This is a genomic window from Paraburkholderia sp. ZP32-5, from assembly GCF_021390495.1.
Classification (GTDB): domain Bacteria; phylum Pseudomonadota; class Gammaproteobacteria; order Burkholderiales; family Burkholderiaceae; genus Paraburkholderia.
This window is the reverse complement of record NZ_JAJEJP010000001.1, coordinates 1,191,268-1,213,761: the sequence shown is the minus strand read 5'-3', so window position 1 is coordinate 1,213,761 and position 22,494 is coordinate 1,191,268. Positions and strand designations below refer to the sequence as shown.

Below are 22,494 nucleotides of genomic sequence, written 5' to 3'. Positions count from 1 at the left end.
CGGCCAGGAATATATCGCCCACGTATTGCCTGCGATTAAACAGAAAACAGTGAGCCCCGCACACTGTTTTGCAATTTCTTGCACTTTTCTACTGCCAATTACAAAAAGCATCCTGCACAATGCGGCAGCGTATTGAACGACGTGCCGCTCATTCACATCTCTTTCGCGCGTGATCGACGGCACGTGTACGAGCAGGAACAAGAGAATGCAAAACAACACAGCGTGGGCCGGTAACGCAAATTCCATTGTCACCGGCAGACGCCCTCGCGCAAGCGTGCCCACCCTACTGGTCGCACTGGCACTCGTCGCGTCATCGGCATTGAGCGGCTGCAGCTCGCTGTACTCGGAAGGCGCAGTAGCAGGTGCCGGTATCGCGGGTGCGGCGGTCGCGAACAAGGTCACCAGCAATGCGGCAGTCGCGACCGGTATCGGTCTCGGTGCAGTCGCCGCGGCGCGCGCCGGCGTGCAGTACTCGGAGCGCGTAGTCCACCGCAACACGCAGAACAGCATCGCGCTGGCGGCCGGTCCGCTCAATATCGGCGCGGTCGCTCCGTGGAGTATCACCCACTCTTTCCCGATCGAAGACGACGAGCATGGCCGCGTGACGGTCAGCCGGCTGATCAGCACCGGCGCGCTCGACTGCAAGGAAATCGTCTTCTCGATCGATCAGAACGCCAAGCGTGATACGCCGGCCAGCAGCTCGTTCTTCATCGCTTCGATCTGCCGTGACGGTAAGGACTGGCGCTGGGCGTCGGCAGAGCCGGCCACCGAGCGCTGGGGCGCGTTGCAATGACGGCACGGCCTACTTTGCCTCACGCGTCATCTGAATTGGCGCAACGCGGCGCGCTTCATGGCTCCAGGCGGCGCTCGCTGCCCCTGTCCGGCAATCGGCTACGCCTGCTCGCCGCCGGCGCGCTCTGCGTCGGCGCGAGCCTGCTTGCGAGCGGTTGCGCGTCGATCGGTGCGGCCAGCGGCGCGGCGGCAGGTGTCGCCTCGGGTATCGTGACCAGCAACCCGGCCGTCGCGCTCGGCGTCGGCGTCGCGGTGCAGGCCGCCACCGATGAAGTGGTCGCGCGCTACATGCGCAACATGCACCAGGATCAGCAGGACCTGATGGCGGCGCTGGTCGGCACGATGACTGTGGGTGAGACGCGTCCCTGGTCGGTCAAGCATACGTTGCCGATCGAGAACGGCCACGGCGAGGTGCGCGTGACGCGCGATGTCAGCTCGGTGCTCGCGCAGTGCAAGGAATTCGTGTTCTCGGTGCAGGACGGCGACAGCCCGAACGCCCCCACGATGTGGTTCACGGCGAGCGCGTGCCAGCAGGACAAAGGCTGGAAGTGGGCGACGGCCGAGCCGGCCGTCGAACGCTGGGGCAATCTGCAATAGAAAAAAGCGGCGAGGTCTGAATGAACCGACCTTGCCGCTTTTTTACTGAAGCACCTGCTGCCGAAAAGCACCCTGTTAAGACTCCACGTCTTCCAGGCTGAAGATTTCGGTCTGGTCGTTGTACGAGAAGATCTCCCCATAACGGCCCCAGTTGATCACCGCGTCGAGCGTTTCCTCGGCGGCGCTGTCCGACAGAAAATCCTCCAGCTCCTGCTCGAAGCGCACGCGCGGCGCGCGATGCCCCGGCCGCTCGTTGAGCACCTTCTTGATTCGCGCGGCGAGCGGCACGTGCCGCAGCAGATGCTCGGCGAACATCATCTTCCGCTCCTGCGTGCCGAATTCGGAGAACACGCGCGCCGGCGGCGTCAGGAAAATATCGCCCTCGCGCACGTCGGCGAAACCGAGGTGTTGCAGCACTTCGGCGATCGGGAACAGATCGTCCACCTCCAGATGCAGCGAGCGCGCGATTTCCGGCATGTCCGCGCGGCCGTGGTACGGCGCGGCGGCGAGCGTTTCGATCAGACCGGCCATCAGGTTGGTCGACACGTGCGGCAGCCAGCTATGCAGCTCAAGCCCCTTCTTGGTGGTTTCGTCGGTCTGGCGCGCGGTCATCTTCGCGTAGATCTCGTCGACCAGACGGCGGAACGCCGGGTCCAGACGATTGCGCGGATGCTTGAATGGCACCTTGATCTCGGCGATCACGCGGCCCGGATTCGACGACAGCACCAGAATCCGGTCGCACATGAACACCGCTTCCTCGATGTTGTGCGTGACGATCAGCACCGCCTTGATCGGCATGCGACCCTGCGTCCACAGATCGAGCAGGTCGGTACGCAGCGTTTCGGCCGTCAGCACGTCGAGCGCGGAGAACGGCTCGTCCATCAGCAGCAGCGTCGGGTCGACCACCAGCGCGCGCGCAAAGCCGACGCGCTGACGCATGCCGCCCGACAACTCGCGCGGATACGCGTTTTCGAAACCGTCGAGACCGATCAGGTCGATCGCGGCGAGCGCGCGCGTGCGCCGCTCGCTGGCGCCAACGCCCTGCGCCTCCAGACCCGCTTCCACGTTTTGCAGCACGGTCAGCCACGGGAACAGCGCGAAGGTCTGGAATACCATCGCGACACCTTTCGCCGGGCCTTCGAGCGGCTTGCCCATATAGGTGACTTCGCCGTCGGTCGGCTCGATCAGACCGGCGATGATGCGCAGCAGCGTCGACTTGCCCGAGCCCGAGCGGCCGAGCAGACCGACGATCTCGCCTTCGCGCAGCGACAGATTCGCGTCGTCGAGCACGAGCAGTTCGCCCTGGGTCTTGTTGAAGCCGCGGCATACGTCCTTCACGCGCAGGATTTCCTCGCCGAGGCGCGGGGGCTTCGGCGGTGTCTGGATCGGCGCGGCAGTCATAGCAGCTTTCGGATTTTGCATCGCGTTATGCCTTCATTTCTCAATCTAGACGGAGCTTGCCTTCGGCGTAGGCGTACATCGGACGCCACAGCAGACGGTTGAACAGGGTCACGAACAGCGACATCACGGCGATGCCGACGATGATCTTCGGATAGTCGCCCGCCGCGGTGGTCTGCGCGATATAGGCGCCGAGGCCATGCGCGGCCACCTTGGTGTCGCCCCACTGGACGAACTCGGCAACGATGCTCGCGTTCCACGCGCCGCCCGACGCGGTGATCGCGCCGGTCACGTAATACGGGAAGATGCCTGGCAGCATCGCCTGACGCCACCATTGCCAGCCGCGGATATGGAAGTTCTTGGCCGCCTCGCGGTAATCGTTCGGGTACGAACTCGCGCCGGCGATCACGTTGAACAGGATATACCACTGGGTGCCGAGCACGATCAGCGGCGACAGCCAGATGTCCGGGTTCAGGTGGAAGCGCACGATCGCGATCACGAACACCGGGAACAGCAGGTTGGCCGGGAACGCGGCGAGGAACTGCGCAAGCGGCTGGACCTTCTCGGCGAGCGCCGGACGCAGCCCGATCAGCACGCCGATCGGCACCCAGATCAGCGACGCGATCGCGATCAGCACGACCACGCGCAGCAGCGTGATCAGACCGAGCACGAACACGTGACCAACCTCTTCGAGCGTGACGCCGGTGCGCACGTACAGGAACACGCGATACACGACGAATACCGTCGCGATCAGCACGAGCGCCGCCCACACGATGTCGCCGACCTTCGAGCTTTTCTCGCGCTGCGGAATATGGAAGCGCGGCGTCTGGAACGCCGGCAGCTGCATGCGCACCCGCGCGGCGCGCGCGAACATCCAGCCGAGCGGCACCAGCAGACGGTGAATCAGCCGGGTACGGCGGATCAGGTCGAGCAGCCACGAATTGGGCGCATCGCCGGAGCTCGTGAACTCCATGCGGAACTTGTCGGCCCACGCGACGAGCGGGCGGAACAGGAACTGGTCGTACGCGAGAATCACGACCGTCATCGCGAGGATCACCCAGCCGATCGCGTGCATGTTCTTCACGGCGATCGCCTGCGCGAGATACGCGCCGATGCCCGGCAGCGTGATCGTGCGGTTGCCGACCGTGATCGCTTCGGAGGCGACCACGAAAAACCAGCCGCCCGACATCGACATCATCATGTTCCAGATCAGACCCGGCATCGAGAACGGCACTTCGAGTTTCCAGAAGCGCTGCCACGAGGTCAGATGGAAGCCTCGCGACACTTCGTCGAGATCGCGCGGCACCGTGCGCAGCGACTGATAGAAGCTGAACGTCATGTTCCACGCCTGGCTCGTGAAGATCGCGAAGATCGCGGCGAGCTCGGCGCCGAGCACGCGGCCCGGGAACATCGTCAGAAAGAACGTGACCGTAAACGAAATGTAGCCGAGCACCGGCACCGACTGCAGGATGTCGAGAATCGGCACCAGCACGAGGCCGGCGCGGCGACTCTTGGCCGCGAGCGTGCCGTACACCAGCGTAAAGACCAGCGAGGCGACCATCGCCGCGAGCATGCGCAGCGTGGTGCGCATTGCGTACTCGGGCAGGTTCGACGGATCGAGCGAGATCGTCTGGGTCTGCAGCGTCGACATCGGCGCGAGCGTTTCGTGAAAGCCGATCGCCGCCATCGCGATGATGCAGATAATCAGCGGAAACGCGACGAAGTCCCAGCGGTTGGGCAGTACACGCCACGCCGATGCATTGGCGGTGCGCTTCAGGTTGAAACTGAAATCCATCAGATGCCCTCCCTGTTGAAGCAGCGCTCGAAGGAGGCCGTGGCTGACGCACGACGGTCTATGGACAGGTCCGGAAAGCGGAAATCAGGCATGGCAAAACGCGCGTGCGTGGTAAATCGTTAGCGTTGGAGACACGTGAGCCGGCGACGAACATGCTCATGGACGAACCGCCCACGACCACCACCATCACACCGGACTCCTGTCGCCGCGGACGCCGCCCGAAGGCCGGCGGGCTTTCCTCGTTTTGGACGGCACGACACTACACCATCCCGTGTTTCAGGCACAACCTCAAGCCACAAATAGCGACCTCGCCGCAAGCCCGTCCAGCAAGGCTCTCGTAAGGCCAGACAGCCGCCGCGGCAGCCATAATTCGCGCCACCGCGCCGCACTGTACCCTGCTGCCGCGAACTCCGGCAGGGGCCACGCGCGCCATGTATCCACTCGCGTGGCGCGCAAGCCACACACGCCGGGCGCCTCGCATCCGCTACCCTCGCGAACCGGCCGGAAAACCCGTACAGCTATCAAGAAGCCAGCACGCCTGCCGTTAATAACCTGATCGGCGCAACGTATGCAGCCCGCATTCCAGCAATAACGGTGGCGTCGTGCGTTGCGACGGTTAAAATCAGGAAACGACGTACCTGTTTATAAGCCGTCCGTTCCGGACTCCCGCGCAATTGCGGCATCGGCGTCGGCGGGAGCCCGGATGTGATGCGCGGCCGATATCAGGGGCGACTGGGAGGCCAATTTGGTGGCCGATACAATCGCCAATCCGGGGCGGCCATCGCAGCGTCAGTACGCTGCCACGAAAGAGCAAGTTGCATGTCACAGCCAGACGGATCAGAGGGTCGATGAACAGGACGACAACCTTGCGCCAGGTAGCCGGGCCGGTCAGCTTCGTGCTGATCGTACTGGCTTGCTGGTTCGTGGCAGGCATGGTCGCGGACCGGATGGTACAGCAAGAGCTGGATGCGGCGCTGCGCACGCAGCGGCAGATGTCCACATCGATCGTCGACAACATGGCGGAAGTGATCGCCAGCGACCTCGCGATGTCCCGCGCCATCCCCGCGACCATGGCCGAAATGGACGTGGTCCAGCGCGCCCTGGTGCAATCGCAGAATTATGCCGCGAACGGCGAGGCGGCGGAACCCGCGCTGCGCGCCGCGTTGCTCCACAATCCGCAGATGGCGGCGGTCAGCAAGTTCCTGCACGACGCGCAAGGCTTCTCCGGGCTCGACCAGATCTGGATCGTCAACGCGAACGGCATCTGCGTGGCGTCGAGCGCCACGGTCGGGAGTCCGGATGGCTCGCAGCAATCGTTCGTCGGCGTCGACATGCGCGCGCGCGGCTATCTGACCAACGCGCTGCTCGGCGCGTTTTCCGAAGCCTATGGCGTGGGCCGCGCGAGCGGCGAGCCGGGCATCTTCATCGCCGCGCCGGTTTACTCGGACGGGCTGCTGGTCGGCGCGGTGGTCGCGAAGGTCGGCATCGCGCGGCTGCGCCACTGGGTCGCGCACGCGGGCACCTTCGTGTCCGACGAAAACGGCGTCATCATCATGGCGCACAACAGCGCGCTCGAAGGCCATGCGCTGCCGAGCTCGCGCGTCACGCAGATGAGCCCCGCCGAGCGCCGCATCATCTACCGCCGCGACACCTTCCCCGACATGCTGATCCGCGAGGACACCCAGGTGCGCGAGCAGGCGCCGTGGGTGCCGATGGCGGTCGCCGGACAGCTGTTCGGCTCGATCGAACAGCCGATGCCGGCGCTCTATCAGAACCGCAGCGGCCTGAATTCGGGACTCTCCGCGCATCTGGTCGACCCGCTCGCCGCATGGCCCGAGCTGCTGCGCAATCACAAGCGCGACCACCTGCTGGTCTTTTTGACGCTGGCCGGCACCGTCGCGCTGGCGTGGGTCATTACGGTTTCGTACGTACGCGAGCGGCGCCATCATCGCGCGACACGCGACCTCGCCGAGCAGCTGCAGTCGGCTAATACGCTGTTGTCGGCGGAGGCGCGGCACGATGCGTTGACCGGCGCGCTGTCGCGGCGCTACTTCCTCGATCTGCTGCGCCGTGAGATCGACCGCGCGCGTGCAAGCAACGAGCCGCTGTGCATGGCGATCGCCGACCTCGACCACTTCAAGCAGATCAACGATCGCTTCGGCCATGCCGCCGGCGATCGCGCGCTCGAACATTTCGTCGATACCTGCCGCGCCGAACTGCGCGGCTCGGACGCGATCGGCCGGCTCGGCGGCGAGGAGTTCGGCCTGCTGCTGCCCGCCACCGATCTCGCGGGCGGGCGCGAAGTGGTCGAGCGTTTGCGTCTGCGCCTGAAAGACGTGCCATCGCCGAAGCTGCCGGCCTCGGTAAGTCTGAGCGTGAGCATCGGCATCACGGAACTGTCGCCCGACGAACTGCCGGAGCGCATCATGAGCCGCGCCGATACCGCGCTTTACGCGGCCAAGACCGGTGGCCGCGACCGCACCGAAGCGCTGCCGCCCGACGATACCGCGCCGCCCGCGCGCACGGCGGTGAACGCCTGGTGAGGCGAATGCGCGCACCGCAAGCGGATGCGCGGCAATCGTTGTTTCCCCCTGCTTTTCCCCAGCAACGCGCGTGACCGCCCACGCGCGCTGCCCGTCTGCGGCCTTGATGCACCTCAAACGACGGACCCCGCGCCTGCTCGCGACGCCAGGCTTCCCGCAATTAAGCAGGTATGATCAAACCTGACATCGGGATTATCGCTAGCGCTTTAACGGGAGATTCGCATGAAGGGAAATCTGGTGATCGTCTGTCGCGATCAGGACGCTGACGCATTCGACCATCTGCTCGCCGAATACGGTGCGTTTCAGACGCGGTTGTCGTCTACCGCGTGGTATCTGAAGCTGGAGGTCGCGCCGGAGGTGATTCAGGAGGAAATACTCGCGCGTCTCGGTAAATACACGACGCACTACATCTTCGAAGCGGATACGGTGACGTGGAACACCGTCGATAGCGAAACGGCCAATGCGTTGAATACGCTTTTTTCGGACTAAGCCGCCTGACCCTTCGCCGCGATGCCGGCGCTCGACGCCCGCATCGCGATTCTTTTTACGTGCTCGTCAGCACACTCTTACCACGCGTTTTCCGAAGCTGCCGCGACCTTGGGCAGTACCTCGAACGGAAAGCTCATCAACACCCTCAAGCCGCTGCCGCCATGGTTGCCGATTTCCCAATCGCCACCGGAGCGCCGCACCAGCCGCTCGACGATCGCAAGACCAAGCCCGCTATGACCATTGCCGCCACGCGCCGGGTCGAGCCGCACGAACGGCCGGCTCGCGTTGATCAGGTCCTGTGCGGCGATGCCGCTGCCGTTGTCGCGAACGGATAGCGTGAAGCCCTGCGCGGTGCGCGCAGTCGCGACGATCACCGGCGGCGCGCCATACGCGTGTGCGTTGTCGAGCAGGTTCGACAGAATCCGGTCGAGCGTGGCGGCGGGCAGCACGAACGCCGGCCCCGCGGTGAGCTCGGTCTGCACGGTCGACGCGTTCCCGGCCACCGCCCGGTAGCTGCGCACCACCCGCTCGCACTGCGCGTCCACTTCGACGGGCTCGCTGCGATCCGCGCTGTCGTGCGCGAACACGAGAAACTGCTCGACGATATGCGTCATCGAATCGACGTCGCGCACGACACCGTCGCGCGTCTTCACGTCGTCCATCATTTCGGCGCGCAGCCGCAGCCGCGCAAGCGGCGTTTTCAGGTCATGCGCGACACCCGCCAGCATCACCGCGCGATCGTTTTCGGTACGCGAAACTTCCTGCACCATCTGATTGAAACCGTGCGTGAGCTGACGCCATTCGCGCGGACCACGCTCAGGCACCGGCGGCACCGGCAGGCCACGACCGAAGCGCGTCACCGCCTGCGCGAGCGTGCGCAGTGGCTGTTGTAGCGCCCACGCGGCAAACAGCGCCGCCATCACCGCGAACGAGAAAATAACGACGAGCCACAGTACCGTGCGATCGAGCGAGCGCGGCACGCGCAGCGGCTGCACGGGGACCACGATCCAGTTGTGATCGGTTGCCGCGCGCACCCACAGCGTGGGCGGACCGCCCGGCGGCCCGACGCGCACCTGTGTGTCGGTGGGCATGCGATCGCGCACGTCCTCGACGAAGCGCTCGAGCGGCACCGGCACTTCCGCGTTTTCCGCCGGCACCTCCGGGCTCGCCGGGTCGACGAGCTTCACGCGCGACGGCAATGGTTGATCCGGTGTACGGGCAACGTGCTGACGCACCGCCTCGACGAGGAAGGTGGCTTCCTCGACCGCGTAGCGCGCCTGCAATTGCGTGCGCTCGACCCGGATCAGCGCGAACCACGCGAAATGCGAAAGAAGCAGCACCCCGACGACTAGCAGTGCGAGCCGTCCGAACAGTGTGTCAATGGGCCGACGCATGCTGCTCGCCGTCCGGCACGAACACATAACCGCGACCACGCACGGTCTGGATGAAGCGCGGCGTGGACGGATCGCTTTCGAGAATGCGGCGCAGACGCCACACCTGCACGTCGATGCCGCGGTCGGTGCCGTCGTACTCGGGACCGTGCAGCAGTTCCAGCAGACGCTCGCGCGTCAGCGTGCGCATCGGATGATTGACGAAGATCTTCAGAAGCGCGAACTCGCTGCCCGACAGCGTGAGCGGCTTGTCTTCGAGATGCAGCGTGCGCGACTGGAAATCGAGCGTGAAGCGGCCGAAGCTGAACGGCTCGCGCTGTTCGGGCGCGGCCGCCGACGGCAACGTGCGGCGGCGACGCAGCACGGCCTGGACGCGCGCGAGCAATTCGCGCGGATTGAATGGCTTGCCGAGGTAGTCGTCCGCGCCGAGTTCGAGCCCGACGATGCGGTCGACGTCGTCCGCGCGCGCGGTCAGCATGATGACGGGGATGTCGTCGCCCGATGCGCGCAGCTTGCGCAGCGCGGTGAGGCCGTCTACGCCCGGCATCATCAGGTCCAGCACGATCAGGTCCGGGCGTTCGCGCTCGAGCCGGCGCTCGAGTGAGCCCGCGTCGTGCAGCACTGAAACTTCGATGCCCTGACGGGCGAGATAGTCGCGCAGAAGATCGCGCAATTCGACGTCGTCGTCGACAACCAGAATTTGAGTAGCCATGGCTTTAAGTTTAACGCGCGGCTGAAAGGGATTTCGTTTTCCAAACCGCGTCAACAGTTACTGGGTGTTACGGTGAAAGGCGCGCGTAATGGGTGGTAATAGCGGTGCCGAAGCGCGTAACACAGCATTTCGCGCGCTTCTCTACGCTGTGCCTTACCGAGTGCAGGCAGTCCACATTGACCGGTTGCATCGTCGGCTATTCCATTACAAGGAGCCTCATATGTCCATCAAAAAGATGTCGCGCGTTCTCGCCGTTGCTGCCACTGCTCTCGCCATCGGCACCGGCGCCGCTTATGCCGCTCAACCCGCCGAGCATGCGCACGGCGGCCCCGGCGGCTGGCACGGCCACTTCATGAAGCAGCTAACCCAACTCCACGACCAGCTGAAGCTGAACGCGGACCAGGAAAAGCTGTGGCAAGGCGCGCTCGATACGATGAAGCAGAACCATGAAGCGATGCGCGCGAACCACAAGCAGGCTCACGATCAGTTCAAGGCCGCACAGCAGCAGCCTATCCTGGATCTGAACGCGATGGCCGCGACGCATCAGCAGATCGAGCAGAAGGACGCGCAATTGCGTCAGCAAACCACCGACGCGTGGCTCAAGTTCTATAACGGCCTGAACGACCAGCAGAAGACCACCGTCAGCACCGCGCTGAAGAAGCGCTTCGAGCGGATGGAACAGCGTCACGAGAAGATGCGCGAGCGCTGGGAGCATCACAAGGGCGCGGCATCGGCGCCGGCCGCCAAGCAGTAAGCGGCGCGATGCGCATGCAAGGCGAGCCTGCGCGGGCGCCTTGCCGATAAATAGCAACGCCACGGAAGAGGTTTTCCGTGGCGTTGCTATTTTGTATTGGCCACTGGGGTGTGGCCATTTCAGTGCCGCCTGTGCCCGATCAGCCGTTCAGTTGACCAAGATCGAACAGCAGCACTTCGGCGTCTTCGCCCTTTTCGAGCGTCACCGTGTCGATGTCGCTCAGCTTCGCGGCGTCGCCCGCCTTCAGCGCCGTGCCGTTCACCGTCACCGCGCCGCGCGCCACGTGCAGATAAGCAAGGCGCCCCGCCGGCAGTTCGAACATTGCGTTTTCCGCGCCATCGAACAGACCCGCGTAGATCGATGTGTCCGCGTGAATCGTCACCGAGCCGTCGCGGCCATCAGGAGATGCGATCACGCGCAGACGGCCGCGCTTGCTGTCGGCGTCGAAACGCTTCTCCTCGTAGCCAGGCTGGTCGCCCGCGCGCCGCGGAATCACCCAGATCTGCAGCAGATGCACGAGTTCGTCGGGCGATGCGTTGAACTCGCTGTGCTGCACGCCGGTGCCCGCGCTCATGCGCTGCACGTCGCCGGGGCGAATCGTCGAGCCGTTGCCCATGCTGTCGCGATGCGCGAGCGCGCCCTCGAGCACATACGTGACGATCTCCATATCGCGATGGCCGTGCGCGCCGAAGCCCTGGCCGCCCTCGATACGGTCTTCGTTGATGACGCGCAGCGGGCCGAAATGCACGTGTTGCGGATCGCGATAATCGGCAAACGAGAAGCTGTGATACGAGTCGAGCCAGCCGTGGTTGGCGTGGCCGCGTTCTTCGGAACGGCGAATCTCGATCATGGAAAGTCTCCCGGTAAGTAAACAGAACGATGCGGGGAATGTAGGGGCAACGCGGGCTCATAACAATCGGGCGCGAATGCACCGGACCGTTCCATCGATGTGGGCAATCGCGGAAGGCGAACACAAACCACCGGGCACTACCCGAAAGACCACCCCAAAACCACCCCGCGCCACCGAAACTTCCTCAGCGTCGCGCACGCACAACGCCGGCCGCGGCGACTCGCCGCGCGCCGCCGCGTTGGGCTGGCGCCCTGCGGCGCTTCGGGTAAAATACCGCGCTTTTCGAGCCGCACGAGCGTTCGACGAACCGCAAACCAGGCACCGGCGGGCCCGGCCGGGCGCCGCGCGAACGGTTCGCAACGGGCCTTCGGCTGCCGGCGAAACACGGCTGAAGCGGGTCCGCTGCGCGCGCGGCGCCGGCCGAGCCGTCGCACGAAACCAGGCGACATTCCCGCGGCGCGGTATTTTTGAGCGCCTAGAATAGCGACCGGCCTCTATCCTGGACGTTGACCGAATCTCGGGACTCGCCCGCATGGGCTTGACCGGCGCTTCGTACTAGAGTCGGCAAATGTCCACGGATGCCGGCGGCAGTGGCAGTAGCAGACGCAGTTGCAATACCGGGCAGTAGATTCAAAACCATTCGAGACGAAAGTCCCAAACGCGCGCTGCGGGAACGGCAACGTTCCGGTAGCGATGATTTGCACAGCGGCATGCTGTGCGCCGCGCACCACGGCGAGCCGAACGCTCGGCCCCCACGCGGCGCAACGCGGGCCGCGTCTTTCGCGGTGCGTCACGAGCGCATCGTCAAGGACTTCCTATGTTCCTTCAAGGCTACGGCCCGTTGCTTCTCAGCGGCACCTGGCAAACCGTCAAGCTGGCGGTGTTGTCACTGGCGCTCGCTTTCCTGCTGGGCCTACTCGGCGCGGCGGCGAAACTGTCGAAAAACCGCTTCTCCTACGGCCTCGGCACCGTGTACACGACCCTTGTGCGCGGCGTGCCCGACCTCGTACTGATGCTGCTGCTGTTCTATAGCATCCAGATCTGGCTGAACAACCTCACCGACGCGCTCGGCTGGGAACAGATCGACATCGATCCGTTCGTGGCCGGTGTCGCGGTGCTCGGCTTCATCTACGGCGCGTACTTCACCGAGACGTTCCGCGGCGCGTTTCTGGCGGTGCCGCGCGGCCAGCTCGAAGCCGGAGCCGCCTACGGCATGACGGGCTGGCAGGTGTTCTCGCGCGTGATGTTCCCGCAGATGATGCGTTTCGCGCTGCCGGGCATCGGCAACAACTGGCAAGTGATGGTCAAGGCAACCGCGCTCGTGTCGATCATCGGTCTCGCCGATGTCGTCAAGGCGTCGCAGGATGCCGGCAAGGGCACGCTGCGGTTCTTCTTCTTCACGCTGCTCGCCGGCGCGATCTATCTGGTGATCACCACCGTGTCGAATTTCGTGCTGATGTACCTCGAAAAGCGTTACTCGACCGGCGTGCGAAAGGCGGATCTATGATTGAGATCATTCAGCAATACTGGCGCAACTATCTGTTCAGCGACGGCTATCGCTTCACCGGCGTCGCGATCACGATGTGGCTGCTGGTGGTGTCGATCGGGCTGGGCTTTTGTTTGTCGGTGCCGCTCGCGGTCGCGCGCGTGTCGAAGAAGAAGTGGCTGTCGCGCCTCGTTTGGCTCTATACGTATATCTTCCGCGGCACGCCGCTGTATGTTCAGCTGCTGCTCTGCTACACCGGTCTCTATAGTCTCGAGATCATCCGCAACAACGAGCTGACCAACGCGTTCTTCCGCGACGGCATGCATTGCACGCTGCTCGCGTTCACGCTGAACACCTGCGCATACACGACCGAAATCTTCGCCGGCGCGATCAAGGCGACGCCATACGGCGAAATCGAAGCCGCGCGCGCGTATGGCATGTCGTCGTTCACGCTGTACCGGCGCGTGATTCTGCCGTCGGCGCTGCGCCGCGCACTGCCCTACTACAGCAACGAAGTGATCCTGATGCTGCACGCGACCACCGTGGCATTCACGGCGACCGTGCCGGACATCCTGAAGATCGCCCGCGACGTGAACTCCGCGACGTATCAATCGTTCAACGCGTTCGGCATCGCCGCGTTGCTGTATCTGTGCATTTCTTTTGCGCTCGTGTGGCTGTTCCGCCGCGCCGAGCGTCGCTGGCTCGCTTACCTGCGGCCCCAAGGCAAGTAACCCGGGCAGCGCGCCACGAAGCGCGCACGGCTCAAAGGATCCTGATGAACTCCAACAAGCAGAAGCTCTTCGTCGATGAGCTTCATAAAAAGTACGGCGACAACGAAGTCCTCAAGGGCGTGTCGCTAAAGGCCAATGCCGGCGACGTGATCAGCGTGATCGGTTCGTCCGGCTCCGGCAAGAGCACGATGCTCCGCTGCATCAACTTTCTCGAACAGCCGAACGCGGGCCGCATTTTCGTCGACGGCGAGGAAGTGCGTACGCAAGCCGCCAAAGACGGCGCATTGCGCGTGTCGGATCCGAAGCAGTTGCAGCGTGTGCGCACGAAGCTCGCGATGGTGTTCCAGCACTTCAATTTGTGGTCGCACATGAACGTGCTCGAGAACATCATCGAGGCGCCGGTTAATGTACTCGGCCTGAAGCGCAAGGAAGCAGAAGACCGCGCGCGCGAATATCTGGAGAAGGTGGGCCTCGCGCCGCGACTGGAAAAGCAGTATCCGTCGCATCTGTCGGGCGGCCAGCAACAGCGTGTCGCGATTGCGCGCGCGCTCGCGATGCATCCCGACGTGATGCTGTTCGACGAGCCGACCTCCGCGCTCGATCCCGAACTCGTCGGCGAAGTACTGAAGGTGATGCAGAAGCTCGCGGAAGAAGGCCGCACGATGATCGTCGTGACCCACGAAATGGGATTCGCACGCAACGTGTCGAACCACGTGATGTTCCTGCACCAGGGCCGCGTCGAAGAAGAAGGTCACCCGAACGAAGTATTCAGTAACACGAAGAGCGAGCGTCTGAAGCAGTTTCTGTCGGGCAGTCTCAAATAATAGGATCACGAATGACATTGCTTTGCGGCCCGCTATGCTGATCGCATCCAAAATGTAGTCGATGTAGTTTGACGAGGCGCCTCCGGGCGCCTTTTTTATTCGCCGCGCGCGATCTTTTCGCGTCCGTTTCGGCCGAAAAACTCCCTCTAAACGGCCTTCCAGGGGCTATTTTCGCCCTACTCCGCCTCCGCGAAAGCGTCAATAGTGGCAATCCTTGATACGCCCCGTATCAGCCCATGATTCCCTTGTCAGACAAGGTTTTGCGCGTGTTTCCGAGGTGTTGTAAAGGGCCTTGCCTCACATTCGTATTGCAATTTGGCGACACCACTTGTGGCAGGTATTAATTTCTTCTCCCCCTTAGGGGTATTTTTGATAAATTAGTAACCAAAGTAGCAAAACAAAGTTGATTAAAAGTAGTTTCACTTCAAAGCACAGAGGAGACACCGGTCGGCGAGGGATCGGCATGACGCGCGGAGAGTTCGATCCGCGCGTGACGGCAGGAGACCCTATCCACCCGCCAATCTCCCCTGGTACCGCTTCCTGTTCGGTGCACTTCGCGTCCGAACACCACTCGCAGTACTAGGTTTCATTTTTTGACAGGGTATGGAGGAGAAGATGAAGAAAGCATTGCTCGCCGCTGCGCTGATGTCGGCCGGCGTTGTTGCACACGCTCAAAGCAGCGTGACGCTGTACGGCCGCCTGGATGCCGGCCTCGAGTACATGTCGGGTGTTCCGACCGGTTCCGGCGCCAATGGCCAGGCCACCGGCAAAGACAATCGCTTCAAGGCCGAAAGCGGCGACTGGGGTACCAGCCTGTGGGGCTTGAAGGGTGTCGAGGACATCGGCGGCGGCAATAAGGTCCTGTTCCAGTTGGAAGGCTCGTTCAATACGATGACGGGCGCGGGTCCTGGCGGCGGCGGTCTCTTCAATCGCTGGGCAACGGTCGGTATGTCGAACGCGCAGTACGGTACGTTCACGATGGGCCGCATGCTCTTCATCTCGAACGGCGTGTGGGACTTCGACCCGTTCGGTCAGTCGAACTGGTCGTCGGCATCGCTGGTGCGTGGCCGCAACTGGCCGCAGTCGAGCAACAACTTCGCTTACCAGTCGCCGAAGATCGCCGGCTTTGACTTCTACGGTCAGTACGCGCTGTCGAACGCAACGAGCTGGAACGGTAACGGCACGACGCCGCAAGGCCGCGAAGCTGGCGCACAGGTCACCTACACGACCTCGCTGTTCCAGATCCGCGGTATGTACGATGAAATCCGCAACTCGACGAACGGCCAGCTGTGGGGCGGTCCGGTTGCCAACAACGGCATCAATACGAATAACACCGGTAACGGCGTGTTCGCGGCATCGCGCGAATATTCGGCGATGTTCAACGTCTTCCTCGGCCAGTTCAAGATCCAGGGTGCTTACCAGGCTGTTCGCTCCGCGGGTGCAACGGGCGTGTTGCCGGGTCAGCCGACGACTCTCGATCACGAATGGGGCGGTGTGACGTGGCAGGCAACGCCGGCTGCAGCGCTGATCGCGGCGGTCTATCACGTGAATGCGAACAATGGCGGCGGCAACGCGACGATCTACACGATCGGCGGTTCGTACAACCTGTCGAAGCGCACGCTGCTGGACATCCAGGCAGCAACGGTGCAGAACAGCCGCGCGGCTAACTTCGGTCTGAATGCAAACAACGCGGGCTTCGCTACCGCGACGGACAACCCGCTGCAAGGCCGCGCACAAAGCGGCGTGTACGCAGGTATCCAACACTCGTTCTAAGCGAACGGGACTCCCCGAAGGATCATCCTTCCTTCGGGGCGAAGTACAGGTTTCTTCAACAGAAGAGAATCTTTTTCACGCTGCTGCGAGAGGCGCGTATCGGTGCAATACCCGCAAGGGTATTGCACCTTTTTTTATGGGCGCGCGATTTTGTTATGTGCCTGAGATGTGCCGCGCGCACCGCAACGGTGCGTCGGCCAACTGGCTGAATTACACCGCAGCTTCGTTCTCTTCGCCGGTACGGATACGGATCACGCGTTCGACGTCCGCGACGAAGATCTTGCCGTCGCCGATCTTGCCGGTACGCGCGGCGCCGATGATCGCGTCGATCACCTGATCGCACTGGTTGTCCGCGACGACCACTTCGATCTTCACCTTCGGCAGAAAATCGACCACGTACTCTGCACCACGATAGAGCTCGGTATGCCCTTTCTGGCGGCCAAAGCCTTTGACTTCGGTAACGGTCAGGCCGGTGAGGCCGACTTCCGCGAGCGCCTCGCGCACTTCGTCGAGTTTGAACGGTTTGATGACTGCGGTGATGCGCTTCATGGCGGACCTCGTCTCGTGACTGGATAGGTGAAAGGAAAATGGATGATTTTTATTCTACGCCGCGCCGGATGCATTGCGGCATCCGGGCGGGTGCGTATCGGCACGACGCGAACGGTGCCGCGCAAAAGTACTTGCGCATTGGTGCACTGCTGAGCAAACCGCAGCAGCGCGCGGCGCCGCTTCACTCCACCGGCTCGGTATAGCGCGAGGTGATCGGATAGCGCCAGTCGCGGCCGAACGCGCGATGCGTGACGCGAATGCCGATCGGCGCCTGACGACGTTTGTACTCGTTGATCTTGATCAGACGCGTGACGCGCTTCACGTCATCGACCGCATAGCCCGCGGCGATGATCTCGGCGAGCGAGCGATCTTCCTCCATATACATGCGCATGATCGCGTCGAGCACATCGTATTCGGGCAGGCTGTCCTGGTCGGTCTGGTTCTCGCGCAATTCGGCGGACGGCGCGCGCGTCAGAATCCGCTCGGGGATCACGTCGCGCGTCGCGAACGTGGTGGCCGCGTTGCGATAGTGGCAGAGCCGGTACACGAGTGTCTTCGCGATGTCCTTGATCACCGCGAAGCCGCCGGCCATGTCGCCATACAACGTGCAGTAGCCGACTGCCATTTCGCTCTTGTTGCCGGTGGTCAGCACGATCGAGCCGAACTTGTTCGACAACGCCATCAGCAGCGTGCCGCGAATACGCGCCTGGATGTTCTCCTCGGTCGCGTCTTCCGCGCGGCCCGCGAACTCTTCGGCGAGTGAGCCGCGGAACGCGTCGAACATTGGCGCAATCGCGATCTCGTCATAGCGCACGCCGACGCGGCGCGCCATCTCGGCGGCGTCCGTCGTGGAGATATCGGCGGTATAGCGCGACGGCATCATCACCGCGCGCACCTTGTCGGCGCCGAGCGCATCGCAGGCCACGGCCAGCACGAGCGCCGAATCCACACCACCCGACAAGCCGATCAACGCGCCCGGAAAACCGTTCTTGCCGATGTAGTCGCGCACGCCCATCACCAGTGCCGCGTACACCTGAGCCTCGATCGATTGCTCCGGTGCAATCGCAGCCGGCACCGGCTTGCCGCCATCGAATTCGACGATCGCGGTGGCTTCCTCGAACTGCGCGAGCTTCGCGACCAGTTCGCCCTGCGCGTCGAGCACGAACGAACCGCCGTCGAACACGAGTTCGTCCTGGCCGCCGACCATGTTCACATAGACCATCGGCAAGCCGGTTTCGCGAATCCGCGCGCGCAGAATGTCGAAGCGCACCGCTTCCTTGTTCAGGTGATACGGCGAGCCGTTCGGAATCAGCAGCACCTGCGCGCCCGCCGCCTTCGCCATCTGCGCGGCCGACGCATGCCATGCGTCCTCGCAGATCACCACGCCATACTTGACGCCATCGAGTTCGAACACGAACGGCTGCGGGTCCGACGCGAAGTAGCGCTTCTCGTCGAACACCTCGGTATTGGGCAGATCCTGCTTGCGATAGGTGCCTTTCACTTCGCCGTCGACGATCAGCGACGCCGCATTGAACGTATCGACCGGCGGGACGCCGCGCTCGATCGGCGCGTTTGCATTACCATGGCCGTTCGCCGCGCTGTGGGCGACGTTATCCGACCCATCACGCAGCGGATGACCGACGATCACATGCAACCCGGCGAACGGCTTCAACTGCGCGGCGAGATCGGCCAATGCGGCAGCGCTTGCGGTATAGAACGCCGGACGCAGCAGCAGGTCTTCGGGCGGATAACCCGACAGCGCGAGTTCCGGCGCGATCAGCAGCTTCGCACCATCGTTGTGCGCGGCACGCGCGGCGGCGACGATTTTCGCGACGTTGCCGGCGAAGTCGCCGACGGTGACATTGATTTGAGCAAGAGCGATTCGAGTCTTCATGGCAGGATCGACAGGCAAGCCTTGGCGGCTCGCGGGTACCGCGGCTGGATGGCTCGACGGAATTGGACAACCGGATAAACGAACGACGCGACTCATGATCTTCGAAGCCGCGTCGCTCATTGCAAACAGTCACACAGATTGAACCAGCAACGTATCGATTATCGCACGGGCATTCTGGCATCGCCCTCCGAGGTGGACGCCGCCGAATGGAACGCCCTTCTCGCGCAGCAGTCGCAGCCGACGCCGTTTCTGCGGCACGAGTTCCTGAGCGCGCTCGCCGCCACGCAATGCGCGGTGCCCGACACTGGCTGGGCGACGCAGTTCGTCACGCTGACCGACGCGCGCACCGGCAAGCTGGCGGCGGCCGCGCCCGTCTACCTGAAGGGGCACTCGTACGGCGAGTACGTGTTCGATTGGGCATGGGCCGACGCGTACAAGCGCAACGGCCTGCCCTATTACCCGAAGCTGCTGTGCGCGGTGCCGTTCACGCCGGTGCAAGGCAACCGGCTGCTCTCCACCGATGCACACGCGCTGCGGCATCTCGCGGCCACGTTGATGGCGTTCGCCGAGCAGGCCGAGGTGTCGTCGCTGCATGTGCTGTTTCCGACGCAAAGCGAAGCGGCCGCGCTGACCGATATCGGCATGATGCAGCGCGAAGGCGTGCAGTTTCACTGGCTCAACGACGGCTATCGCGACTTCGACGATTTTCTGTCGACGCTCGAACAGAAGAAACGCAAGAACATCCGCGCCGAACGGCGCAAGGTACACGAAGCCGGCGTCACGATGCGGCGGATTCGCGGTGAGGACATCAAGGATGCGGACTGGCGCTTCTTCAGCAAGTGCTATCGGCAAACGTATCGCGAGCATTTTTCGAGTCCGTATCTGAACCTCGATTTCTTCCGGATGATCGGCGCGTCGATGCCGGAGAACCTGCTGCTGGTGATCGCCGAATACGAGGGCAAGCCGATTGCGAGTTCACTCGTCGTCTATCAACGCGACGACAAAACCGGCGGCACGCTGTACGGCCGCTACTGGGGCGCGCTCGAACACGTGCCGTGTCTGCACTTCGAAACCGCGTACTATCAGCCGCTCGAATTCTGCATCGAGGAAAAGCTCGGCGCATTCGAAGGCGGCGCGCAGGGCGAGCACAAGATGGCGCGCGGTTTTCTGCCGACCGTCACGCGTTCAACGCATTGGCTCGCGCATCCGGCCTTCGCCGATGCAGTCGGCCATTTCCTCGACAACGAAAAGAACAGCATCCACGCGTACGTGGACGAGCTGCGCGAACACAATCCCTTTAAGAGCTAACAGCGAAGGCTGGCAACGCGGTTATGGCGTGGTTTCTTTATCTGCTCGAATGCTCGGACGGCAGTGTCTATACCGGTATCGCGACCGATGTCGCCGCGCGTTTCGATAAACACGTGAGCGGCACGGGCGCGCGGTATACGCGTTCGCGTAAGCCGGTGCGCGTGTTGGCGTCGTTTGAACTGGCGGATCGGTCGAGCGCGTCGCGGGCGGAGTATTGGGTCAAGCGGCTGACACCGACGGATAAGTGGGCGTTGGCGGCGGGGACGTTTACGTTGGAGTCGGTGCTGCCGATAGTGGCTGCCGATGCCGCCACGGAAGGCGGCGATGGTTCCGAAAACTGCCCTGAATAACGCAGTTCCGCCCTACCCCCGCGCCTCGCGCATCCTCTCCGTCAACAACCGATGCACGCGCGCCAGCTCGCCGACCACATCCGCTTCCAGCGACGTCAACCGCTCGCGCGCCGGCAGCTCTAACCGCGTCGGCAACAGGGTGCGATTCAACGCGGCATCGATCGCTTCGCTCATCGACGCCACCCACTCGCCGAGTTCGCGATGCATGTCGCGCCGATTCGCACTCAGACGCAACTGCGTCGCGGTGCCCGCCATCCGGCGCAGTAGACTCAGCACCGTCAGCGTCACCGTATCGGCCATCGAGTCTTCGAGCTTTTCCAGCCGCACGCGACCGAGCGCTTCTTCAGCGTTGTTGCTGCACAGCCCCGCCGCGCGACGCAAACGCTCGATCTCCTTGCTGCTATAGCGCGGCGCATCGAGCGACGCGCGCAGATACGCGAGATTCGCGCGCACCGCATCGCCGAGATACACACGCAGATCGAGCTTTTCGCGCGTCGGCCATAGAACGAAGGTCGCGAGCAATGCAAGCAGACAACCGAGCACGTTATTGCCGAGCCGCGTCAGCGCGAACGTCAACTCGTTGGCGCCCGGCGTCGCGAAGTCGGCGACCAACACGAAGGCCGGCGTCAGAAACAGCACGAACAGGCTATAGCTGACGGGTCGCAGCGCCATCGTCGCGACCACCAGCGGAAACACCACGAGCGAGATGCCGAGCGGCGAATGAATCGCGTAGCCGATCACGGCCGCCAGCAAGCCGCCGACGATACTGCCCGCCGCGCGCTCGATACTGCGCGGCCACGTCGCGGCAATCGATGGTTGCAAGATCAGCAAAGTCGCCATCGTCGCCCAGTAACCGAACGGCAGCCCGAGCGCGCGGATCACGACAAAACCCGCCGTGGTCGTCACGCCGACACGCGCCGCGTGACGCAAACCGACCGACTGCCACGACAGATTCGCCTTCAGCGTCGACCATGCACGCGCGGCGTATCGCTCGACGCATGCACTCCACGGCTCCGCATGCACGTCGCGCGGCGCGAAATCAACCAGTTCGAAACCGGATGCCAGCTTCACCGGTTCGAGCAACGCGCTTTCGAGCCGATGCGCAAAGCGCCGCAGTCGTTGCTGCAGATCCGCGAGACGTTCCCAGCGTGCGTCGCCGGCTGCCGTGCCGATGTCGCTCAATACTTCGCCGATCGCATTCAGCAGCCGTGCCGCGCGTTGCGTGCGACGCGGATCCTCCGGCACTTTCTCGCTCGCGCCCGATACCGCGATCAGATACGCGAACAACGCTTCGCCGTCGGTCAGCAAGCCGAGCAGCGTGTCGTAAGTGGCCGCGCCGCCCGCGCGCGAAGGCGGCACGTCGGCAAGCGCATCGCGTGAACGTTCGAGCGCGGCGCGCGCATCGGCGCGAAACCGCGCGGCATGCGTCGCCCATTCGGCGCGCGTCGCGCGTTGTCTCGCGCGTTGTTCGACGAGGCGCGCGCTATCGAATGCGACATCGGCGAGACGCAGATACACCGCGCGCAACGACGCGCGGCTGGTGCCGAACGGATGAATGCGCCACACCGTCAGACTCAGCACCACCGCGAACAGACAGCCGACCAGATAGACGCCGAGAAACGCGAACCCGGCGCGCGCATCGTGCATCGGCCGATCGACCATCACGACGCACGCGGTTGCCGCGAGGATCGTCACCTGCGACGTAGCCGCGCCCCAGATACGGCCAAACGCGCCGAGTGCCGTGAACGCCAGCACCGCGAGCGCGGCAAACGCAGTGCCTTGCGCCGAGGCAAACGCGGTGATGCCGCCGCACAGCGTGGACAGCAGCGCGAAACCCATCATCGACATAAAGCGCGCGCGATTCGAACCGGCCGCATCGGCGAGGCAGGTCCAGAACGCGCCGATCGCCGCCCACGCGAACACCGGATCGTGCAGCAGGTTGCCGAGCACGAGCATCGCCGTCGATGCGCACGCGGCCCGCAGGCCCTCGGACAGACTCGCCTCGCTCGCCGCGAACGACACCATCCACACCGGCCGCTTGCGATAGATCGCGGTGACGACCGAATTCAGCCGGGTCGACCAGCGCGGCGATGTCGAGTGGGACTTGCTGCGGTTCATCATCGAGGCAATCGGCTCATGAATTCGTGGAGAGAAGCGCGAGGATGCGACGGCGGCTCGCACGCGAGAAGCTCATGCGGCGAATCATAAGGGTTTATACCTAAATATAAAAATGCCTTCGGTTCATCCGGGCGATGCAT

The 22,494-nt window shown here is 63.6% G+C and carries 19 protein-coding genes; 11 read left to right on the top strand and 8 right to left on the bottom strand.

Annotated elements, in window-relative coordinates; all coding sequences use genetic code 11:
- The first annotated feature begins 205 nt into the window (after positions 1-205).
- Together L0U82_RS05120 and L0U82_RS05115 are read left to right on the top strand one after the other, a co-directional pair.
- Entirely contained in the window at positions 206-793 is a 588-nt protein-coding gene (locus L0U82_RS05120; protein WP_233828934.1) for a hypothetical protein, read from the top strand.
- Positions 794-870: 77 nt separating this feature from the next.
- A complete protein-coding gene (locus L0U82_RS05115; protein WP_233833131.1) occupies positions 871-1,389 on the top strand; it encodes a hypothetical protein in 519 nt (172 codons plus the stop codon).
- 75 nt (positions 1,390-1,464) lie between these two features.
- Here L0U82_RS05115 and L0U82_RS05110 read toward each other — a convergent pair whose 3' ends face one another.
- Positions 1,465-2,811: an ABC transporter ATP-binding protein gene (locus L0U82_RS05110; RefSeq protein ID WP_233828933.1), complete on the bottom strand. Its 1,347-nt coding sequence runs from the start codon at positions 2,809-2,811 to the stop codon at positions 1,465-1,467.
- A gap of 19 nt (positions 2,812-2,830) precedes the next feature.
- Positions 2,831-4,582: an ABC transporter permease gene (locus tag L0U82_RS05105; RefSeq protein WP_233828932.1), complete on the bottom strand. Its 1,752-nt coding sequence runs from the start codon at positions 4,580-4,582 to the stop codon at positions 2,831-2,833.
- A gap of 848 nt (positions 4,583-5,430) precedes the next feature.
- Between L0U82_RS05105 and L0U82_RS05100 the strand changes: the two genes are divergently transcribed.
- Positions 5,431-7,125, top strand: a complete 1,695-nt coding sequence (locus L0U82_RS05100; protein ID WP_233828931.1) for a sensor domain-containing diguanylate cyclase — start codon at positions 5,431-5,433, stop codon at positions 7,123-7,125.
- 222 nt (positions 7,126-7,347) lie between these two features.
- Positions 7,348-7,614, top strand: a complete 267-nt coding sequence (locus L0U82_RS05095; protein WP_233828930.1) for a hypothetical protein — start codon at positions 7,348-7,350, stop codon at positions 7,612-7,614.
- 77 nt (positions 7,615-7,691) lie between these two features.
- Here L0U82_RS05095 and L0U82_RS05090 read toward each other — a convergent pair whose 3' ends face one another.
- The gene (locus L0U82_RS05090) at positions 7,692-9,008 is read right to left on the bottom strand and encodes an ATP-binding protein (RefSeq protein ID WP_233828928.1); all 1,317 of its coding nucleotides are present in this window, start codon (positions 9,006-9,008) and stop codon (positions 7,692-7,694) included.
- On the bottom strand, positions 8,992-9,717 hold the full coding sequence (locus L0U82_RS05085; protein ID WP_233828926.1) for a response regulator: 726 nt from the start codon (positions 9,715-9,717) through the stop codon (positions 8,992-8,994). Before L0U82_RS05085 ends, L0U82_RS05090 begins: the two co-directional genes overlap by 17 nt.
- Positions 9,718-9,937: 220 nt before the next feature.
- Between L0U82_RS05085 and L0U82_RS05080 the strand changes: the two genes are divergently transcribed.
- Positions 9,938-10,471, top strand: coding sequence for a periplasmic heavy metal sensor (locus L0U82_RS05080; RefSeq protein ID WP_233828924.1), 534 nt, complete (start codon positions 9,938-9,940; stop codon positions 10,469-10,471).
- 139 nt (positions 10,472-10,610) lie between these two features.
- On the opposite strand, the gene L0U82_RS05075 is transcribed toward L0U82_RS05080, so the two are convergent.
- Positions 10,611-11,321 (bottom strand): pirin family protein, encoded by a 711-nt coding sequence (locus L0U82_RS05075; RefSeq protein WP_233828922.1) that lies wholly within the window; start codon positions 11,319-11,321, stop codon positions 10,611-10,613.
- An 817-nt stretch (positions 11,322-12,138) separates the two neighbouring features.
- Between L0U82_RS05075 and L0U82_RS05070 the strand changes: the two genes are divergently transcribed.
- From L0U82_RS05070 to L0U82_RS05055, 4 genes are all read left to right on the top strand, one after another.
- On the top strand, positions 12,139-12,828 hold the full coding sequence (locus L0U82_RS05070; protein ID WP_233828920.1) for an ABC transporter permease: 690 nt from the start codon (positions 12,139-12,141) through the stop codon (positions 12,826-12,828).
- Positions 12,825-13,538: an ABC transporter permease gene (locus L0U82_RS05065; RefSeq protein WP_233828918.1), complete on the top strand. Its 714-nt coding sequence runs from the start codon at positions 12,825-12,827 to the stop codon at positions 13,536-13,538. Before L0U82_RS05070 ends, L0U82_RS05065 begins: the two co-directional genes overlap by 4 nt.
- Positions 13,539-13,582: 44 nt before the next feature.
- On the top strand, positions 13,583-14,362 hold the full coding sequence (locus L0U82_RS05060; protein ID WP_233828916.1) for an ABC transporter ATP-binding protein: 780 nt from the start codon (positions 13,583-13,585) through the stop codon (positions 14,360-14,362).
- A gap of 615 nt (positions 14,363-14,977) precedes the next feature.
- Positions 14,978-16,135 carry a porin gene (locus L0U82_RS05055; protein WP_233828914.1) on the top strand — a complete coding sequence of 386 codons (1,158 nt, stop codon included), beginning with the start codon at positions 14,978-14,980 and terminating at the stop codon, positions 16,133-16,135.
- Between the two features lie 210 nt (positions 16,136-16,345).
- Here L0U82_RS05055 and glnK read toward each other — a convergent pair whose 3' ends face one another.
- Positions 16,346-16,684, bottom strand: a complete 339-nt coding sequence (gene glnK, locus L0U82_RS05050; protein WP_006048444.1) for a P-II family nitrogen regulator — start codon at positions 16,682-16,684, stop codon at positions 16,346-16,348.
- 181 nt (positions 16,685-16,865) lie between these two features.
- Positions 16,866-18,578, bottom strand: a complete 1,713-nt coding sequence (locus L0U82_RS05045) for an NAD+ synthase (protein ID WP_233828911.1) — start codon at positions 18,576-18,578, stop codon at positions 16,866-16,868.
- Positions 18,579-18,716: 138 nt separating this feature from the next.
- Between L0U82_RS05045 and L0U82_RS05040 the strand changes: the two genes are divergently transcribed.
- The gene (locus L0U82_RS05040; protein ID WP_233828909.1) at positions 18,717-19,886 is read left to right on the top strand and encodes a GNAT family N-acetyltransferase; all 1,170 of its coding nucleotides are present in this window, start codon (positions 18,717-18,719) and stop codon (positions 19,884-19,886) included.
- Positions 19,887-19,909: 23 nt separating this feature from the next.
- Complete coding sequence (locus tag L0U82_RS05035) at positions 19,910-20,236, top strand: GIY-YIG nuclease family protein (protein ID WP_233828907.1); 327 nt, start codon at positions 19,910-19,912, stop codon at positions 20,234-20,236.
- Between the two features lie 12 nt (positions 20,237-20,248).
- On the opposite strand, the gene L0U82_RS05030 is transcribed toward L0U82_RS05035, so the two are convergent.
- Positions 20,249-22,357, bottom strand: a complete 2,109-nt coding sequence (locus L0U82_RS05030) for an FUSC family protein (protein WP_233828906.1) — start codon at positions 22,355-22,357, stop codon at positions 20,249-20,251.
- Positions 22,358-22,494 lie beyond the last annotated feature (137 nt).

Coding starts and splice junctions, on each gene's coding strand:
- L0U82_RS05110 (WP_233828933.1), bottom strand. CDS start 2,811: ATGCAAAATCCGAAAGCTGCTATGACTGCCGCGCCGATCCAGACACCG.
- L0U82_RS05055 (WP_233828914.1), top strand. CDS start 14,978: ATGAAGAAAGCATTGCTCGCCGCTGCGCTGATGTCGGCCGGCGTTGTT.
- L0U82_RS05070 (WP_233828920.1), top strand. CDS start 12,139: ATGTTCCTTCAAGGCTACGGCCCGTTGCTTCTCAGCGGCACCTGGCAA.
- L0U82_RS05085 (WP_233828926.1), bottom strand. CDS start 9,717: ATGGCTACTCAAATTCTGGTTGTCGACGACGACGTCGAATTGCGCGAT.
- L0U82_RS05095 (WP_233828930.1), top strand. CDS start 7,348: ATGAAGGGAAATCTGGTGATCGTCTGTCGCGATCAGGACGCTGACGCA.
- L0U82_RS05105 (WP_233828932.1), bottom strand. CDS start 4,582: ATGGATTTCAGTTTCAACCTGAAGCGCACCGCCAATGCATCGGCGTGG.
- L0U82_RS05075 (WP_233828922.1), bottom strand. CDS start 11,321: ATGATCGAGATTCGCCGTTCCGAAGAACGCGGCCACGCCAACCACGGC.
- L0U82_RS05060 (WP_233828916.1), top strand. CDS start 13,583: ATGAACTCCAACAAGCAGAAGCTCTTCGTCGATGAGCTTCATAAAAAG.
- L0U82_RS05100 (WP_233828931.1), top strand. CDS start 5,431: ATGAACAGGACGACAACCTTGCGCCAGGTAGCCGGGCCGGTCAGCTTC.
- glnK (WP_006048444.1), bottom strand. CDS start 16,684: ATGAAGCGCATCACCGCAGTCATCAAACCGTTCAAACTCGACGAAGTG.
- L0U82_RS05120 (WP_233828934.1), top strand. CDS start 206: ATGCAAAACAACACAGCGTGGGCCGGTAACGCAAATTCCATTGTCACC.
- L0U82_RS05030 (WP_233828906.1), bottom strand. CDS start 22,357: ATGATGAACCGCAGCAAGTCCCACTCGACATCGCCGCGCTGGTCGACC.
- L0U82_RS05080 (WP_233828924.1), top strand. CDS start 9,938: ATGTCCATCAAAAAGATGTCGCGCGTTCTCGCCGTTGCTGCCACTGCT.
- L0U82_RS05065 (WP_233828918.1), top strand. CDS start 12,825: ATGATTGAGATCATTCAGCAATACTGGCGCAACTATCTGTTCAGCGAC.
- L0U82_RS05090 (WP_233828928.1), bottom strand. CDS start 9,008: ATGCGTCGGCCCATTGACACACTGTTCGGACGGCTCGCACTGCTAGTC.
- L0U82_RS05035 (WP_233828907.1), top strand. CDS start 19,910: ATGGCGTGGTTTCTTTATCTGCTCGAATGCTCGGACGGCAGTGTCTAT.
- L0U82_RS05045 (WP_233828911.1), bottom strand. CDS start 18,578: ATGAAGACTCGAATCGCTCTTGCTCAAATCAATGTCACCGTCGGCGAC.